Raw genomic sequence first — 16,545 nt, 5'->3', positions numbered from 1 at the left:
TATTCAAGAGGTAGGGTCAGAATGACCGCGTTTCATCGGGGCAACAGGTCAGGAATACCCCCGGCGCAGGGGAATTTTCGCGAATTTTCGCCGGTTTTCGGAGATTTGGGCGCCAGTTTGCCGGTGCGCCGAGGGCGCGGGAACACCTTTCGCGCCCATGCGTTGATAGAGGCTTGGCCCTGCGATGACGGCAGGCGGGGCTAGGCGCCCGCATCAGCGGGCTTTCCTCTCCACCGGGGCTCTGCGATGCTGGGCGCAACGCATTTCCGGGAGAGCTCAATCATGGACAATCAGGTGGCGATGGAGTTTGCCGGCGCCAATATCGTCTGGCTGTTGCTGGCCGCATTCGTCATCCTCTGCATCCTGCTGGGGGTGCGGATCGTGCCGCAATCCGAGAAATTCGTGGTCGAACGCTTTGGCCGGCTGCGCACGGTGCTGGGGCCGGGGATCAACCTGATCGTGCCCTTCATCGACAAGGTGCGGCACAGGATTTCCATTCTGGAACGGCAGCTGCCCGACGCGACGCAGGATGCCATCACCTCGGACAACGTTCTGGTGCAGGTGGAAACCAGCGTCTTTTACCGCATCCTCGAGCCGGAAAAGACCGTCTATCGAATCCGGGACGTGGACGGTGCCATTGCCACCACGGTGGCCGGGATCGTCCGCGCCGCGATTGGCCGGATGGAACTGGACGAGGTGCAATCGAACCGCAGCGAGCTGATCGGCGAGATCAAGAGCAACGTCGAGGACGCGGTGGACAACTGGGGGATCGAGGTGACGCGGGCCGAGATCCTGGACGTCAACCTGGACGAGGCCACGCGCCAGGCCATGCTGCAACAGCTGAACGCCGAACGTGCCCGCCGGGCCCTGGTGACAGAGGCCGAAGGTCAGCGCCGGGCCGTCGAGCTGCAGGCGGATGCCGAGCTTTACGCCGCCGAGCAGGCTGCCAAGGCGCGCCGCATCGCCGCCGATGCCGAGGCTTATGCCACCGGCGTCGTCGCCAAGGCGATCCAGGACAACGGCATCGAGGCGGCGCAGTACCAGGTGGCGCTGAAACAGGTCGAGGCGCTGACGGCGGTGGGCAAGGGTGAGGGCAAGCAGACCGTGATCCTGCCGGCCAATGCGCTGGATGCCTTTGCCGATGCCTTCAAGATGCTGATGGGGTCGCGGTGATGAGCTGGGGCTGGGACGTCTGGTGGATCTGGATCGCCGGCGGGATCGCCCTGGCGATCCTCGAACTGCTGGCGCCGGGGTTCATCTTCCTGGGCTTTGCGCTGGGCGCGCTGGCGATGGGCCTGCTGTTCCTGCTGGCCGGGCCGGGCGGGCTGTTCATCGGCGGCTCTCTGCCGCTGGCGCTGCTGACCTTTGCGGTGCTTTCGGCTCTGGCCTGGCTGGCCATGCGCCGGTTGGTGGGCGTGCGCAAGGGTCAGACGCGTGTCTGGGACCGCGACATCAACGAGGACTGACGCCTAAGATCCGTTGGGCCGCTGCGCCTGGGGCGAGGCCATTTCCGACAGGATCGCCTGTGCCGCCGCGCGGGGATTGGGGGCGCGGTGGATCGGGCGGCCGACGACGATGTGGTCGGCGCCGTCGCGGATCGCCTGGGCCGGGGTCGCGATGCGTTTCTGATCGCCGACGTCCGCGCCCGCGGGCCGCACACCCGGCGTCACGATCAGCCGGCCTTCGGACTGGGGCAGGGCGCGGACCAGCGCCGCCTCGTTGGGGGAGCAGATGATGCCGTCGGCCCCTGCCTCGAAGGCGCGGCCCGCGCGGGTCTGCACCAGGTCGGGGATCGGCCCTTCGGCAATCATGGCGGCATCCAGGTCATCGCGGTCGAGAGAGGTCAGGATCGTGACGGCAAGGATCTTGGTGTTCGAGCCTGCCGCGCCCTCCTTGGCGGCGCGCACCACATGCGGGTCGCCGTGGACGGTCAGGAAGTCGAGGTCGAACTGGGCCACGCCGCGCACGGCGGCCTCGATCGTGGCGCCGATGTCGAACAGCTTGAGGTCAAGAAAGATGCGCTTGCCGTGCTCGCCCTTCAGCTCGTTCGCCAGTGCCAGCCCGCCGCCGGTGAGCATCCCCAGCCCGATCTTGTAGAAGGACACGGCGTCACCCAGGCGGTCGACAAGGTCGAGCCCTTCGATCACGTTGGGGACGTCGAGGGCGACGATCAGACGGTCATCGGACATGGGGCGGGCTCCTGCTCTGGGGTTCGGGATCACATGAAAGCCCTTGCGCACAAGGTCAAGATGGCGCGCGTTGCTTTTTTGCAACGGCGCTCACTTGAACAGATCGTGAGCCGCGACCATCTTGGAAGCGAGGCCCCGAAACGCCCGCGTGCTGCAAGGCCAGGCGCGGCGCACTTCAAGGGGCGCTTGATGGAAGGAGACAGATATGAACTTGGAGAAGTTCACGGAACGTGCGCGTGGTTTCATTCAGGCCGCGCAGACGATTGCGATGCGGGAAAGCCACCAGAAGCTGGCGCCAGAACACCTGCTCAAGGCCCTGCTGGACGATGAAGAGGGGATGGCATCGAACCTGATCGCCGCCTCGGGCGGTGAGCCGAAGCGGGTGGTGCAGGTGCTGGACACCAAGCTGGCCAAGATCCCGAAGGTTTCGGGTGACGCAGGGCAGGTCTACCTGGATTCCGCGACCGGCAAGGTTCTGGACGAGGCCGAGAAGCTGGCCCAGAAAGCCGGCGACAGCTATGTGCCCGTCGAGCGGATGCTGACCGCGCTTGCGATGGTCCGCAGCCCCGCGAAAGAGGCGCTGGAGGCTGGCAAGGTCACGCCGCAGAAGCTGAACGAGGCGATCAATGACGTGCGCAAGGGGCGCACGGCGGACACGGCGAACGCCGAGGACAGCTATGAAGCGCTGAAGAAATACACGCTGGACCTGACCGAGCGCGCCCGCGAAGGCAAGATCGACCCGATCATCGGCCGCGACGACGAGATCCGCCGCACCATGCAGGTGCTGTCCCGCCGGACCAAAAACAACCCGGTGCTGATCGGTGAGCCGGGCGTCGGCAAGACCGCGATCGCCGAGGGGCTGGCCCTGCGGATCGTGAACGGCGACGTGCCGGAGTCGCTCCGCAACAAGCGCCTGCTGGCGCTGGACATGGGCGCGTTGATCGCTGGTGCGAAGTATCGCGGCGAATTCGAGGAGCGGTTGAAATCCATCCTCTCCGAAGTGACGTCGGCAGCGGGCGAAATCGTGCTGTTCATCGACGAGATGCACACGCTGGTCGGCGCGGGCAAGGCGGATGGGGCAATGGATGCCTCGAACCTGCTGAAACCGGCGCTGGCGCGGGGTGAGCTGCACTGTGTCGGTGCCACCACGCTGGACGAGTACCGCAAGCACGTCGAAAAGGACGCGGCGCTGGCGCGGCGGTTCCAGCCGGTCATGGTCGAGGAGCCGACGGTCGAGGATACGATCAGCATCCTGCGCGGGATCAAGGAAAAGTACGAGCTGCACCACGGCGTGCGGATCTCGGACTCGGCGCTGGTGACGGCGGCGACGCTGTCGCACCGCTATATCACCGACCGTTTCCTGCCGGACAAGGCCATCGACCTGATGGATGAGGCCGCCAGCCGCCTGCGGATGGAGGTCGACAGCAAGCCCGAGGAACTGGACGCGCTGGACCGCGACATCCTGCAAAAGCAGATCGAGGTCGAAGCACTGCGCCTGGAAGACGACCAGGCCTCCAAGGACCGGCTGGCCAAGCTGGAAAAGGACCTGTCCGAGCTGCAGCAGAAGTCGGCTGAGATGACCTCGCGCTGGCAGGCGGAGCGGGACAAGCTGGCTTCAGCCCGCGACCTGAAGGAAGAACTGGACCACCTGCGCGCCGAGCTGGAATCGGCCAAGCGTGACGGCAATTTCGCCAAGGCCGGCGAGCTGCAGTACGGGCGCATTCCCGAACTGGAGCGCAGGCTGAACGAAGCCGAAACCGAGGAATCGGACGTGATGGTCGAAGAGGCCGTCGGCCCCGAGCAGATCGCGGCGGTGGTCGAACGCTGGACCGGTGTGCCGACCTCGAAGATGCTGGAAGGCGAACGCGAAAAGCTGTTGCGGATGGAAGACGAGCTGCACAGGCGGGTCATCGGTCAGAACCAGGCGGTGACGGCGGTGGCCAATGCGGTGCGCCGGGCGCGCGCGGGTCTGAACGACGAGAACCGGCCGCTGGGCTCTTTCCTCTTCCTTGGCCCGACCGGCGTTGGCAAGACCGAGCTGACCAAGGCGGTTGCGAACTATCTCTTTGACGACGACAGCGCGATGGTGCGCATCGACATGTCCGAGTTCATGGAGAAACACGCGGTGGCCCGTCTGATCGGTGCGCCTCCGGGCTATGTCGGCTATGACGAAGGCGGTGTCCTGACCGAGGCCGTGCGGCGGCGTCCCTACCAGGTGGTGCTGTTCGACGAGGTCGAGAAGGCGCACCCGGACGTGTTCAACGTGCTCTTGCAGGTGCTGGATGACGGTGTGCTGACCGATGGTCAGGGCCGGACGGTGGACTTCAAGCAGACGCTGATCGTTCTGACCTCGAACCTTGGGTCGCAGGCGTTGAGTCAACTGCCCGAGGGCGCGGATTCGAGCCAGGCGCGTCGGGACGTGATGGATGCTGTGCGCGCCCATTTCCGGCCCGAGTTCCTGAACCGTCTCGATGAGACCATCATCTTTGACCGCCTCAAGCGCGAGGACATGTCGGGAATCGTCGATATTCAGATGGCGCGCCTGCTCAAGCGGCTTGCGGCCCGCAAGATCCGGCTGGAGCTGGACGATGCGGCCAAGACCTGGCTGGCGGACGAGGGCTATGATCCGGTGTTCGGGGCGCGCCCGCTCAAGCGGGTGATCCAGCGGGCGCTGCAAGATCCGCTGGCCGAGATGCTGCTGGCGGGCGACGTGGCGGACGGCGACGTGGTGGTTGTCTCTGCCGGGGCCGATGGTCTGATCATCGGTGACCGTGTGGGGGCAACGAACCGTCCCAAGCCGGACGATGCCGTGGTCCACTGATCCCGGTGACAGGCAAGAGGAAAGGCGGGGGAGACCCCGCCTTTTTTCATGCCCGCGCGGACAGGCCCAACGATTGCCGGCAAACGAAACCGGAGGGTCCTGCCCTCAGGAGGTTTCCATGTTCAGCGGGTTGTCCACGAGTTTGCGCCACCCGGCGACGACCTTCTTGCGGTCGGGCAGGCTGGCTTCCAGCTCGGCCAGAACCTTGTCCTGGTAGGCCTCCATCGCCTTTATCACGTCGGCCTTGCTGCTGCCGGGCACCGGGATGTTCTTGCCGTCCTTGTCGTTGGTGTATTCGTACTTGATCCGGTTCAGGTGCTTGTCGGCATCGATCGCCTCGTCGGCGTAATAGCCGACAAGGTAATGATGACGGAACACCACGCCATGTTCGGCGCCGTAGACCACGCGGCTCTTGCGTTTTTCGCGGATCTTTTCCCATACCTTGTCGGCGTGGTCCGCGTATTGCTTGGCATATTTCGCGACAGAGCCGGTCTTGGGGACGCCATAGCTCGACTTCAGCGGATCGAAATTCTCATCCTTGTTGGTTGGGTCGACATTGGCGATTTCCTGCAGGATCGACAGGTGCATCCCCGCCCCCAGAAGGAAGACCGGGAAACAGGCCAGCTGGTATTTTTCATCCATCAGCGTCCCCAGCATGCCGTCCGTACCGATGAAGAAGGTGTTGGAGTAGTCGTGCAGATGGTAGTCGAACAGGTTCTTGCGGTCCTGCTGGACCCGAAGGTCCGATTGCAGCCGGGCGGGCGCGTAGACGTTGGTCAGCTCGTTGCGCAGCGCAACGAAGGTCCCGGCAATTTCGTCGATGGTCTGCTGCTTCAGCTCTTGTTGCATCAGCTTTTGCATGCCCTCGAAATAGGCGTCGAGGGTCGATTTCTTGTCCTCCGGGAACAGCGCCCCGAGAATCGTGTCGATGATCGCCCCGGCGATGGCCCCTGCGATCACGCCGCCCGCGATCTGGGTCAGGTTGCCGCTGATCGCCTTGAGCGCGTCCTTGGCCATCTGGTCGGCCAGTTTCTTGGCCACGTCCACGGCAATGCTGTGCGGCAGCGAGGCCGCAGCCAGTACCATTACGGGGGCCTCACCCAGCCCCAGTTGCGCATCGGTCGGCTCTGCCGCCGCCGCGCTGTCAAAGCGCAAGGCGCCCGTCTGCGCATCCACGACCACGTTGCGATAGATGTAGAGCAGCCGGGCCATCGAGGTCTGGCGGTCGACGAACACCGTTCCCGGCGGAAACACCTCCCAGGATTCGGACAGGAAGGCAAAGCGCTCGTGCACCAGGGTTTCGCCGGGGAGCATCGGCGAGGCGGCGTTCAATTCGTCTATCGCACAGCGCACGCGCAGTTTCAGCATCGTGTCATCGGAATGCGACAACACCGGATGGTCATAGACGAGAGGAACGTCTGACGCCTCGACGTAGGCGCCTTCGACACCGACCACGGTTGCCGCTGGATCGTCCAGGGCTTCGAACCCGGCCTGCAGTTTCCGGATGGTGTAAGTCTCTCGGTCCACACCATTTTCGACGGAGGCAACCATCGTGCTGATAGATGCGCGCACGGGGGGTTCTGCAAACATGGACATGGTGTCTCCTGGTCGATGGATTGGTCTGATCGGATGGGTGGCAAATTTGAACCCTGCCCCACTGGGAGAGTTCGATCAACCGGATTCCACTTGAGGTGTAGCGGGCTGTGCGCATCCGCGAATCCGGAGGGATCGAAACCAAATACCGCAGCCGTCCTGGCATATGGCCTGCCAGTGTGGGCCTGCGCGCCCAAAGCTGGAAATCGCGGACGGTTCAGACAGTACGTTCCCCCACTTGAGTGTTCGGAACCTGTCTTTGACTTTCGTTCCCGAGTGGCGGGCCGAGGTCAGGCACCCTACACTGCCCCGGTAATCTGCGAGTGAGACCATGCGTATTCTGGTACATGCCGGGTTCCACAAGACCGGAACAAGCAGCCTGCAGTCCTGCGCGGCCGCCAATGCAGACCGGCTGTCACGGAACCTGAATCTGTTGCTGCCCGGCGACCTGCGCCCTGTTGCGCAATTGGCCCGAGGCTACGCAATCAGACCGGAACAGAGAAAGCTGAACAGGATGCGGCGGGAACTGAACGCGGTCCTGCCGCCGCCCGACAAGCCGTTGTTCATCACCGCCGAGGATCTTTCCGGGCTTGTTCCCGGTCGCAGGCCCGGGGCGGGCTATGATGAGGTGCCGGAATTGTTGCGGACGGTGGTGACGACCTTGGACGACCGATATCCGCAGGCCGAGATCACCGTCTGGTTCACCACGCGTGACGAGGACGCCTGGATGAGAAGCATCTACTGGCAAAACCTGCGCGGGCACCGCATCACGGAGGATTTCGACACCTACCGCGCGCGGCTGACCGATTCCTTGCCGCTGGCGGATCGGGTCGAGGCGGTACGGGCCGGGCTGCGGGGGCGTGCCCGGGTGCTGAGTACCGGTGTCGAAACCAGCCGCACACGGGCCGTCGGGCCGCTGTCCCTGGCGCTTGACCTGCTGGGACTGCCTGATGAGGGGCTGACGCTGACCCCGCCAGGTAACGTGCCCCCGAAAGACGGGATCGAGCCCCTGTTGAGGCTGAAACGGTCGACCCTCGACGAGGACCGGCTGGCGCGCCGCAAGCGTCGGTACCTGCGCAATCAGCGCATGGGACGTCTGTAGAGCGGCGGACAGGATCAGACGATGGCCAGCACGTCGTCGTATTGCAGCACGATATTGTCGATCCCCAGGCCCCCGCCAAGATCCGCGGAGTCGCCCATGTCGTCGAGGGTGATCGTGATGTGCAGGCTCTCCATGTCCTCGAAGTAGGGCAACATCTGATCGAATGTCAGGTCCTCGGGGCCGCCGTCGATGTCCCACAGCCCGTCGCCATCCTCGTTGAAGGTGGCCACGGAGCCTGCGCCCGGTGCGCCGCTGCGCAGGCTGATCGTGTTGTCCGACCCGTCGAGATAAAAGGCGTCGAGATCGAAACCCACAAGATCGAAGCTCTTGCCGGTCACCTGTGACCCGATGTCGATCGTGATGCTGTCGCTGCGGCCTGTTCCGAAATCGGTGTCCGCCAGGCCCAGCTCGAACTCGCAGTCGCCATCCAGGTCGATGAGCCCGATCTGCCCCGAGACGCCAAGGCCCATGTTCAACGCCCCATCCACCACGAACCCGCCCTGTTCGTAGGTGAACTGGTTGGCTGTGGCGTCGTACTGGAACAGCCCGCTGTCGAAATCGAGCGTTTCTGTACCGGTGCCGAAGATGAAGTCGCCGGCGTCGAGGTCGGCCACGTCCATGTTGCACAGGATGATCTTGTTGTCGGAGTCGAAATAGATCACCGCGTGGGCGTTGTTCTGGGTGATCGTGAGATCATCGACCGAGGTGATGCCAAGGTGGCCATAGGCGGTCAGGTCGATCTTGTCGGTTCCGTCCTCGAAATCGCGGACCACGTCGACCCCATCCGAGATGGCAAAGCGGAACACATCCGCGCCGATGTCCCCCTGGAGCACGTCGTTGCCCTGTCCCCCGTGGAGCGTGTCGTCCCCGGGACCGCCGTTGAGGTGATCGGCATCCAAGCCGCCATAGAGCAGGTCATTGTCGGCATTGCCCAGCAGGGTATCGTTGCCAGCGCCGCCGAGCAGGGTGTCATCGCCCGCCTGGCCGACCAGCGTGTCGTGGCCGCCTTCGCCAAAAATCTCGTCGCGGCCCCTGCGTCCGACCAGGTGATCGCCGCCGCTTGTTCCCGGCAGGCTGTTGTCGGCGCCGATCCGCGTCCCGAAGATGAAATCATCGGCGTCGAGCTCGGCGATGCTGGTGTCCTGCAGGATGATCTTGGTATCGCTGCCGAAGAAGATCACGGCGCTGCTGCCGTTCTGGTTCAGCACCAGGTCGTCGAAAGAGGTGATGTCGAGCGCGCCAAAGGCCTTCAGGTCGATCAAGTCTGTTCCGTTCTCGAAATCGCGGATCACGTCGACCCCGTCGAAGGTATCGAAGCGAAAGACATCCGCCCCTTCGTCGCCCTGCAGGACGTCGTTACCGCGCCCGCCCAGAAGCGTGTCGTCCCCGGGGCCGCCAACCAGCAGGTCCCTGTGGCTGCCGCCATCGAGAAAATCATTGTCAGCGTTTCCCCGCAGCACATCGCGATTGGCGCCGCCGAGCAGGGTATCGTTGCCCGTGTCTCCGACCAGTGTGTCGTTGCCGTCCGCCCCGAAAATCTGGTCGTGACCGTCATTCCCCAGGAGAAAATCCGCCCCGGCGCCGCCCTGGATCGTATCGTTGCCGCCTTTGCCGATGTAGGTGTCGTCGCCGTCCAGCATGCTCACGAGGTTGGCGAGGAAATCGCCCGTTTCATTGTCGGCCAGATTTGTCGGCATCACTCGTTCCTAATCGCTTGTTAATATCGAATGAGACAAAAAATTTAGTCGCACCTCGTCCAATTCGTTTACGATTTGTTAACTAGTGGTCAAGCTGAAACCGGGGGGAGATGTCGCCCAAGGGTTGAACTGCTGGCAAGACGCCGGAAATGGGGCGGGTTACTGCCTGTGCGCAAATGGAAACGGCCCGCACAGGGTGCGGGCCGAATACCTGGAATGACCTGTTGCGGGTCACATGCCCGGCATGATCACCTTGTCGATGACGTGGATGACACCGTTCGACGCTTCGATGTCGGCGGTCACGACGCTGGCGTCGTTGACCATCACGCCGTTGTCGAGGTCGATGGTGATTTCCGACCCTTCGACGGTCTTGGCCATCATGTCATCGCTGAGGTCGGTCGACATGACCTTGCCCGCAACGACGTGGTAGGTGAGGATCGCGGTCAGCTGGTCCTTGTTTTCAGGCTTCAGCAGGTTCTCGACCGTGCCTTCGGGCAGGGCGGCAAAGGCCGCGTCGGTGGGCGCGAAGACGGTCAGCGGACCTTCACCCTTGAGCGTGTCGACAAGGCCCGCGGCAGTGGCTGCCGCCAGCAGGGTTTCAAAGCTGCCCGCCTCCTTGGCGGTGTCGACGATATCCATCGAGTGGCCGCCGGCAAAGGCCGGAGCGGCAAAGGCGAGTGCGGTCGTGGCGGCGAGGAACGTTCTACGGATCATGGAAATCCTCCATTGGTTTCGCAGTTGCGATGTGTCCGTCACATCGAAAGGGTCTACGGGAGGATTGGCGCACTGGATCAGGCGGAATTTCTGCGCGCACCGCTTGACGAGCGCGGGTCCGCCGCTAAGCCCGAGGCAAAGGGATTTTCCAATTACATCTTTGTGAATTCAGGCCATGATGTTTTTGGTGATCCGGCAGAAAAACCGGGAAAACGGCGCCGGGCCGTTCTCCCTCTCTGCCTGCCAATGGCCGGAGGTCCCGGGGCAGACCCAGGACGCGGTCGGCTCAATCCAGGCCGATGGCCGCGCGGGCGATGCCGTCGAGCAGGGCCTCGACCTTTTTCATTTCGCCTTCGGGGAATTCGCGGAAACCGATGGTGGTGGTCTCCGGGGTCTCCGGCCGGACGATGACGAAGATGTCATAGGGACAGAAGACCACGTTCATCGGGTCCGCTTCCATCACCTCGCGGCTGATCTTGGCCGAACAGAAGCTGAAGATGTCCGCGTTGGTGAAGATGGTGATGTCCGACCCCACGTCGCCCTTGGTGCGTTCCAGCATGTCACCCGTGTGACTGACCGCGTCGATCACGAGGCCCTCGTCGAGGATCGCGTTTTCCAGCCCGAAGACGACATCGTCGAAGCTCTGGTCGGTGTCGTAGCTGATGATGCCCTGGGCCATTGCCCCGCTTGCCACGAGCGCAAGCGCGGCGGCGCTGATGAAGTGTCTCATGCTCTCTCCCTTTCACGAATTGCGCAGACGGGCTGCCATTCGTCTGTGATGGTGGCAGAGTATCGATTCAATAACAGCATGACCTTGAGACAAATCAACACATTCGGGGGGTAGAATATGGAATACGCGATGGCCGCGCTGCAATATCTGGCGCTGTTCTTCGTCTTCATGATCGGGGTGGCGGTGGCGCTGGTCGTCGTGATGTACGTCATCGACAAGACGCAGACAGGGGACGCGATCCGCAGGAACTATCCGGTGATCGGGAGGTTCCGTGCCCTGTTCACCGAGTTGGGAGAGTTCTTTCGCCAATACTTCTTTGCGATGGACCGCGAGGAGATGCCGTTCAACCGGGCGCAGCGCAATTGGATCTACAATGCCAGTTCCAGCAAGGGGAACACGGTGGCCTTTGGCTCGACCCGGAACCTGAACGTGCCGGGGACGCCGATCTTCATGAACGCGGTCTTTCCGCCGCTGGACGATCAATATGCCTCGACCGAACCGATGATGATCGGCCCCTATTGCCGCGAACCCTACCTGGCGCCCTCGATCTACAATATCTCGGGCATGTCCTACGGTGCGATCTCGAAACCGGCGGTGCAGGCGCTCAGCCGGGGAGCCAAGCAGGCGGGGGTCTGGCTGAACACCGGGGAAGGGGGGCTGTCGCCCTATCACCTGGAGGGCGGTTGCGACATCGTCTACCAGATCGGCACGGCCAAGTTCGGCGTGCGCGATCAGGACGGCAACCTGAGCGATGCCAAGCTGAAGGAGGTTGCCGCAAATCCGAACGTCAGGATGTTCGAGATCAAGCTGAGCCAGGGTGCCAAGCCGGGCAAGGGCGGCATCCTGCCGGCGGCCAAGATCGACGAAGAGGTCGCCGCCATTCGCGGTGTACCGATGGGCAAGGACGCAATTTCGCCAAACCGGCACCGCGAGGTGGATGATTTCGACGGGCTGCTGGACCTGATCGGTCATATCCGCGAGGTCACGGGCAAGCCGGTCGGGTTCAAGACCTGCATGGGCTCGGCCGACCCCTGGTTTGCCTTCTTCAAGAAGATCAAGGAACGTGGCGAGGAACACGCGCCCGATTTCATCACCGTCGATGGGGGCGAGGGCGGCACCGGCGCGGCGCCGCTGCCGTTGATCGACCTGGTGGGCCTGCCGCTGCGCGAGGCGCTGATCCGCATGGTCGACCTGCGTGACCTCGCCGGGCTGCACGACCGCATCCGCATCGTGGCCAGCGGCAAGCTGGTCAATCCCGGCGACGTGGCCTGGGCCATCTGCCTGGGCGCGGATTTCGTGACTTCGGCGCGGGGGTTCATGTTCTCGCTGGGCTGTATCCAGGCGCTGAAGTGCAACAAGAACACCTGCCCGACCGGGATCACCACGCATATCCCCTCTCTGCAAAAGGGGCTGGTTGTGGCCGAGAAGGACAAGCGTGTCGCGGCCTACGCCAGGGCCGTCATCGGCGAGATCGAGACCATCGCCCATTCCGTCGGGGTCGGAGAGCCGCGCCAGATGCGGCGGCGGCACGTGCGAGTGGTCAAGGATGACGGCTCGTCCGTGCAGATGAACGAGATCTACCCCTCGGTCCGGCTGGGCGACGATGGCGCCGCCGGGAACCGCATGTTCGAAGAGGCCATTCGCCGGATGCAGGTGGACGCAAGGGCGCCGTGATCGCTATCGCGGGCAGCCCTCCCCCCGGCTGCCCGCGATAGGGCTGTCTGTGATATACTGCGGACGGTTCCGGCGTGATTTTTTATCCAAAACCTTTTCATCATTGGGGGGAGACATGGACGACCAGCATTTCGAACAGGCCGAAGAGGGACTTGATCCCGCGGATTGGAACGTCCTGAGGGACATGGCGCACCGGATCGTGGATGACGCACTTGCCCATATCCGCGACGTGCGCGACCGGCCTGTCTGGGCCGAGATGCCAGGGGAGGTGCGCCAGAGCTATGCCGCGCCGCTGCCGGTCGGCCCGCAACCGCTGTCCGACATTTACGGGGAAGTGCAGGAGAACCTGTTGCCTTACCCGATGGGCAACATCCATCCGCGGTTCTGGATGTGGTACATGGGATCGGGCAGTTTCAGCGGCGCCCTGGCAGAGTTCCTGTCCGCGATCGACGGATCCAACCTTGGCGGCGGCAACAATGCCGCCGCCCTGATGGACCTGCAGGTCGTGGACTGGCTGAAGCAGATGATGGGTTTCCCCGAGACCGCCAGCGGGACGCTGGTCAGCGGCGGCTCGATGGCGAACATCATCGGGCTGACGGCGGCGCGCAATGCGATGGCGGGGGTGGATGTCCGCGAAGAGGGCATCGGCGCCATACCACAACCCCTGCGCTTTTACGGATCGGACCAGCTGCACAGTTGTCACCAGAAGGCGGTGGAACTGCTGGGCCTGGGCAATCGGGCGCTGCGGCGGGTGCCGTCGGATCGCAACTTGCGGATGGACATGGGTGCGCTGCGCGAGCTGATCGCCGAGGACCGCGCCAAGGGATATCGTCCGGCCTGCGTCATCGCCACCGCGGGGACGGTCAACACGGGCGCCATCGACGACCTGCCCGCCATCCGCGCGTTGTGTGACGACGAAGGGCTCTGGTTTCATGTCGACGGCTGCATCGGGGCGTTGATCGCGATTGCCCCGGGCAACCGCGACTTGGTGCGCGGTCTGGAGGCGGCGGATTCGCTTGCCCTGGACCCGCACAAATGGCTGCATGTGCCCTTCGAGGCGGGTTGTGCGCTGATCCGGGATGCAGACCGTCATCGCCAGACCTTTGCCGTGCACCCCGAGTACCTGGAGGAAAAGCCCCGAGGCATCGCGGCGACGGAATACCTGCATGATTACAACCTCCAGACCTCGCGCGGGTTTCGCGCCCTCAAGGTCTGGTTGACGCTCAAGGAGCATGGCGTCGAGAAGTTCGGCCGCCTGATCGACCAGAACATCGCGCAGGCCGCCTATCTCGCCGCCCGGATAGAAGAGGTGCCGCATCTTGAATTGATGGCGCCGGTGACGATCAACATCGTCTGTTTCCGGTTCACGGTGCCGGGACAGTCGGACCCTGACCTGCGAGAGCTGAACACAGAGATAATGTTGCAGATGCAGGAGGCGGGTATTGCCGCCCTGTCCGACACCACCGTGGCCGGGCGCCATTGCCTGCGGGTGGCGATCTGCAATCACCGCACGCGGCGCGCCGACCTCGACCTGCTGGTCGAAGAGGTGCTGCGGATCGGCGGTGATCTGGCGGTCTGATCCCTGCCGCCCCTGCCAGGGCACGTGGGAGACGTGTTACAGCCGCGTTACGCCAACGTGAGACATCGTTTGTTTGGGTCGAGGCGCGTGTCGCCTATCTTGTCGGATAACGGACCACCCGAGGAGGACACATGGCCAACCGCTGGACAAACAAGCTCACCCGTTCCGACGTCACGCCGGAGCCGATCTTCATGAACCGCCGCCGCGTTTTGGCGGGGCTGGGTCTTGGCGCCGGGGCGGCAGCGGGTGGTGCCGCGCTGCTGGGGGGCATGCCCAACGCGGCGCAGGCGCAGGCGCAGGATGCGCTGGAGCCCAATGCCTTCGAGGACATCACCTCGTACTGCAACTACTATGAATTCGGCACCCGCAAGGGCGATCCGGCCGAAAACGCCCACATGCTGACGACGCAGCCCTGGACGATCCAGATCGACGGGCTGGTCGACAAGCCGGGCGACTACGCGCTTGACGATATCCTGAGCCAGATGACCATCGAGGAGCGCATCTATCGCTTCCGTTGTGTCGAGGCCTGGTCGATGGTCGTGCCCTGGAACGGGTTCGAACTGGCAGACCTGCTGGAGCTGGCGGGGGTGAAGCCCGAGGCGAAATACGTTGCCTTCGAAACGGTGTTGCGCCCCGAGGAGATGCCCGGCACGCGTTTCCCGGTTCTCGACTGGCCCTATGTCGAAGGGCTGCGCCTGGATGAGGCGATGCACCCGCTGACGATGATGGCGACGGGCATCTACGGCAAGACGATCCCCAACCAGAACGGTGCTCCGATCCGCTTGGTGGTGCCGTGGAAATACGGCTTCAAGTCGATCAAGTCGATCGTGCGGATCACCCTGACCGACAGCGAACCGCCGACCTCGTGGAACAAGGCCGCTGCGCGCGAATACGGATTCTATTCGAACGTGAACCCGACGGTGGATCACCCGCGCTGGAGCCAGGCGACCGAGCGGCGCATCGGGGGCGGCCTCTTTGCACGCCGCCAGCCGACGCTGATGTTCAACGGCTATGAAGAGGAGGTCGCATCGCTCTACGAGGGCATGGATCTCAAGGCGAACTTCTGATGACAGTTCTGCTGTCTGTCTTGACCTGCCCGTCCTGCGGCACGCGCACGGAAGAGACGATGCCTACCGATGCTTGCCAGTTTTTCTGGGAATGCCCGTCGTGCAGAACGGTTTCGCGGCCCAGGCAGGGGGATTGCTGCGTGTATTGTTCCTACGGCACGGTTCCGTGCCCGCCGATCCAGGATGGAAAGGCTTGCTGCTCATGACCGCTTTGACCGATGGCATAAATCGGGGCGCGCGGTGGCTGCCGACGTGGACGCTCTATCTGCTGCTGGCGGTTCCGGCACCCTGGTATCTCTACCAGGGGCTGACCGGGGGGCTGGGTGTCGAGCCGATCAAGGCGCTGGAACATGCGCTGGGGGAATTTGCGCTTCAACTGGCCATCGCCGGATTGGCCGTGACTCCGTTGCGCCGCTGGGCCGGGGTGAACCTGCTCAAGTTCCGGCGCGCGATCGGCATCATGACATTCACCTATGTCTTTCTGCATCTGCTGGTCTGGCTGGTCCTGGATGTGCAGATCCTTGGGCAGATCTGGGCCGACATTCTCAAGCGTCCCTATATCACCGTGGGCATGGCGGGCTTTGTCCTGATGCTGCCCCTGGTGATGACCTCTAACAACTGGTCGGTTCGGCGACTGGGCCCGCGCTGGCGCAAGCTGCACCGGCTGACCTACCCCGCGGTACTTTTGGGGGGCGTGCACTACCTGATGCTGGTGAAGGGGTTTCAGATCGAACCGCTGGCCTACCTCGGCGTGATCTGCCTTTTGCTGGCGCTGCGGGTTCGTTTGACGGCCCGACCCCGACTCGCCTGAGACGTCTTTCGCCTTGGTCAGGGGTGAAACGCGGCGATTCAGGCCGCTGATCGGCTCAAAAAGCGGGCCTCTTGGGGGTAAGCCTGTGGATAACCCAAGATATGGAGACGGGCTCTGCCGCGGTGCAGCATGGGGCGTCGATGTTAGCGCCGGAGACGAGATTTTTCGCACCTCTCAATCCACTGATTTTGCGTAGTTTTCAGGCGTTCATGAAAAAAAGATGACGAGAGGCCAAAAAACTGCTTGCGGGTTTTGGTGTGTAACCGTAAAAGCCCCTTCACCGGCGGCGCTGAGGCGCTGATCGGGAGGCCGGACGGGACGGCGGGGCGATGCTCCGGGGACTGCGAGGCAACAATCTGAGGCAATGACGGGCGGGCGCGCCGAGCAAGTTAGGGCGCACCGGTTCGGTTTTTGTCTCTACGCTATTTGACATTGATGGTATCTGAAGAGATATGCGGGCGGCTCTGGTTCATTTCGATGGATCAAGCTTCTGTATATCGCGCTTCTAGGGCTTCGGTCCGATGATGAAGTGTCAGCTTCACTGTTTGTATGGACTTCGTTCCCTTGG

The 16,545-nt window shown here is 63.4% G+C and carries 14 protein-coding genes; 9 read left to right on the top strand and 5 right to left on the bottom strand.

Annotated elements, in window-relative coordinates:
* The first annotated feature begins 282 nt into the window (after positions 1 to 282).
* Positions 283 to 1,173: an SPFH domain-containing protein gene (locus tag BLQ71_RS22605; protein WP_074623397.1), complete on the top strand. Its 891-nt coding sequence runs from the start codon at positions 283 to 285 to the stop codon at positions 1,171 to 1,173.
* Positions 1,173 to 1,466, top strand: a complete 294-nt coding sequence (locus BLQ71_RS22600; protein ID WP_074623351.1) for an NfeD family protein — start codon at positions 1,173 to 1,175, stop codon at positions 1,464 to 1,466. Before BLQ71_RS22605 ends, BLQ71_RS22600 begins: the two co-directional genes overlap by 1 nt.
* A 3-nt stretch (positions 1,467 to 1,469) precedes the next feature.
* On the opposite strand, the gene pyrF is transcribed toward BLQ71_RS22600, so the two are convergent.
* Entirely contained in the window at positions 1,470 to 2,189 is a 720-nt protein-coding gene (pyrF, locus tag BLQ71_RS22595; RefSeq protein ID WP_074623350.1) for an orotidine-5'-phosphate decarboxylase, read from the bottom strand.
* A 205-nt stretch (positions 2,190 to 2,394) separates the two neighbouring features.
* Here pyrF and clpB point away from each other — a divergent pair, with 205 nt between their 5' ends.
* On the top strand, positions 2,395 to 5,010 hold the full coding sequence (gene clpB / locus BLQ71_RS22590) for an ATP-dependent chaperone ClpB (protein WP_043145959.1): 2,616 nt from the start codon (positions 2,395 to 2,397) through the stop codon (positions 5,008 to 5,010).
* 105 nt (positions 5,011 to 5,115) lie between these two features.
* On the opposite strand, the gene BLQ71_RS22585 is transcribed toward clpB, so the two are convergent.
* A complete protein-coding gene (locus tag BLQ71_RS22585) occupies positions 5,116 to 6,606 on the bottom strand; it encodes an insecticidal delta-endotoxin domain-containing protein (protein WP_074623349.1) in 1,491 nt (496 codons plus the stop codon).
* A 328-nt stretch (positions 6,607 to 6,934) separates the two neighbouring features.
* Between BLQ71_RS22585 and BLQ71_RS22580 the strand changes: the two genes are divergently transcribed.
* A complete protein-coding gene (locus BLQ71_RS22580; RefSeq protein ID WP_074623348.1) occupies positions 6,935 to 7,705 on the top strand; it encodes a hypothetical protein in 771 nt (256 codons plus the stop codon).
* Positions 7,706 to 7,719: 14 nt separating this feature from the next.
* Here BLQ71_RS22580 and BLQ71_RS22575 read toward each other — a convergent pair whose 3' ends face one another.
* From BLQ71_RS22575 to BLQ71_RS22565, 3 genes are all read right to left on the bottom strand, one after another.
* The gene (locus BLQ71_RS22575) at positions 7,720 to 9,402 is read right to left on the bottom strand and encodes a calcium-binding protein (protein WP_074623347.1); all 1,683 of its coding nucleotides are present in this window, start codon (positions 9,400 to 9,402) and stop codon (positions 7,720 to 7,722) included.
* A gap of 231 nt (positions 9,403 to 9,633) precedes the next feature.
* Complete coding sequence (locus BLQ71_RS22570) at positions 9,634 to 10,116, bottom strand: fasciclin domain-containing protein (RefSeq protein WP_074623346.1); 483 nt, start codon at positions 10,114 to 10,116, stop codon at positions 9,634 to 9,636.
* Positions 10,117 to 10,402: 286 nt separating this feature from the next.
* A complete protein-coding gene (locus BLQ71_RS22565) occupies positions 10,403 to 10,846 on the bottom strand; it encodes a DUF302 domain-containing protein (RefSeq protein WP_069210388.1) in 444 nt (147 codons plus the stop codon).
* Between the two features lie 117 nt (positions 10,847 to 10,963).
* Between BLQ71_RS22565 and BLQ71_RS22560 the strand changes: the two genes are divergently transcribed.
* The 5 genes from BLQ71_RS22560 (at position 10,964) to msrQ (ending at position 15,977) form a co-directional block, all read left to right on the top strand.
* Positions 10,964 to 12,520: an FMN-binding glutamate synthase family protein gene (locus BLQ71_RS22560; protein WP_074623345.1), complete on the top strand. Its 1,557-nt coding sequence runs from the start codon at positions 10,964 to 10,966 to the stop codon at positions 12,518 to 12,520.
* Between the two features lie 115 nt (positions 12,521 to 12,635).
* Positions 12,636 to 14,099, top strand: coding sequence for a pyridoxal phosphate-dependent decarboxylase family protein (locus BLQ71_RS22555; RefSeq protein ID WP_074623344.1), 1,464 nt, complete (start codon positions 12,636 to 12,638; stop codon positions 14,097 to 14,099).
* Between the two features lie 131 nt (positions 14,100 to 14,230).
* A complete protein-coding gene (gene msrP, locus BLQ71_RS22550) occupies positions 14,231 to 15,166 on the top strand; it encodes a protein-methionine-sulfoxide reductase catalytic subunit MsrP (RefSeq protein WP_074623343.1) in 936 nt (311 codons plus the stop codon).
* Entirely contained in the window at positions 15,166 to 15,372 is a 207-nt protein-coding gene (locus BLQ71_RS26910) for a GDCCVxC domain-containing (seleno)protein (RefSeq protein ID WP_074623342.1), read from the top strand. Before msrP ends, BLQ71_RS26910 begins: the two co-directional genes overlap by 1 nt.
* The gene (gene msrQ, locus BLQ71_RS22540; RefSeq protein ID WP_074623341.1) at positions 15,369 to 15,977 is read left to right on the top strand and encodes a protein-methionine-sulfoxide reductase heme-binding subunit MsrQ; all 609 of its coding nucleotides are present in this window, start codon (positions 15,369 to 15,371) and stop codon (positions 15,975 to 15,977) included. The genes BLQ71_RS26910 and msrQ overlap by 4 nt, the downstream gene beginning before the upstream one ends.
* Positions 15,978 to 16,545 lie beyond the last annotated feature (568 nt).

This window comes from Antarctobacter albus, from assembly GCF_900101505.1.
Classification (GTDB): Bacteria; Pseudomonadota; Alphaproteobacteria; order Rhodobacterales; family Rhodobacteraceae; genus Antarctobacter; species Antarctobacter albus.
Note: the sequence above shows the minus strand (reverse complement) of the source record. Positions and strands in the feature narration are given on the sequence as shown.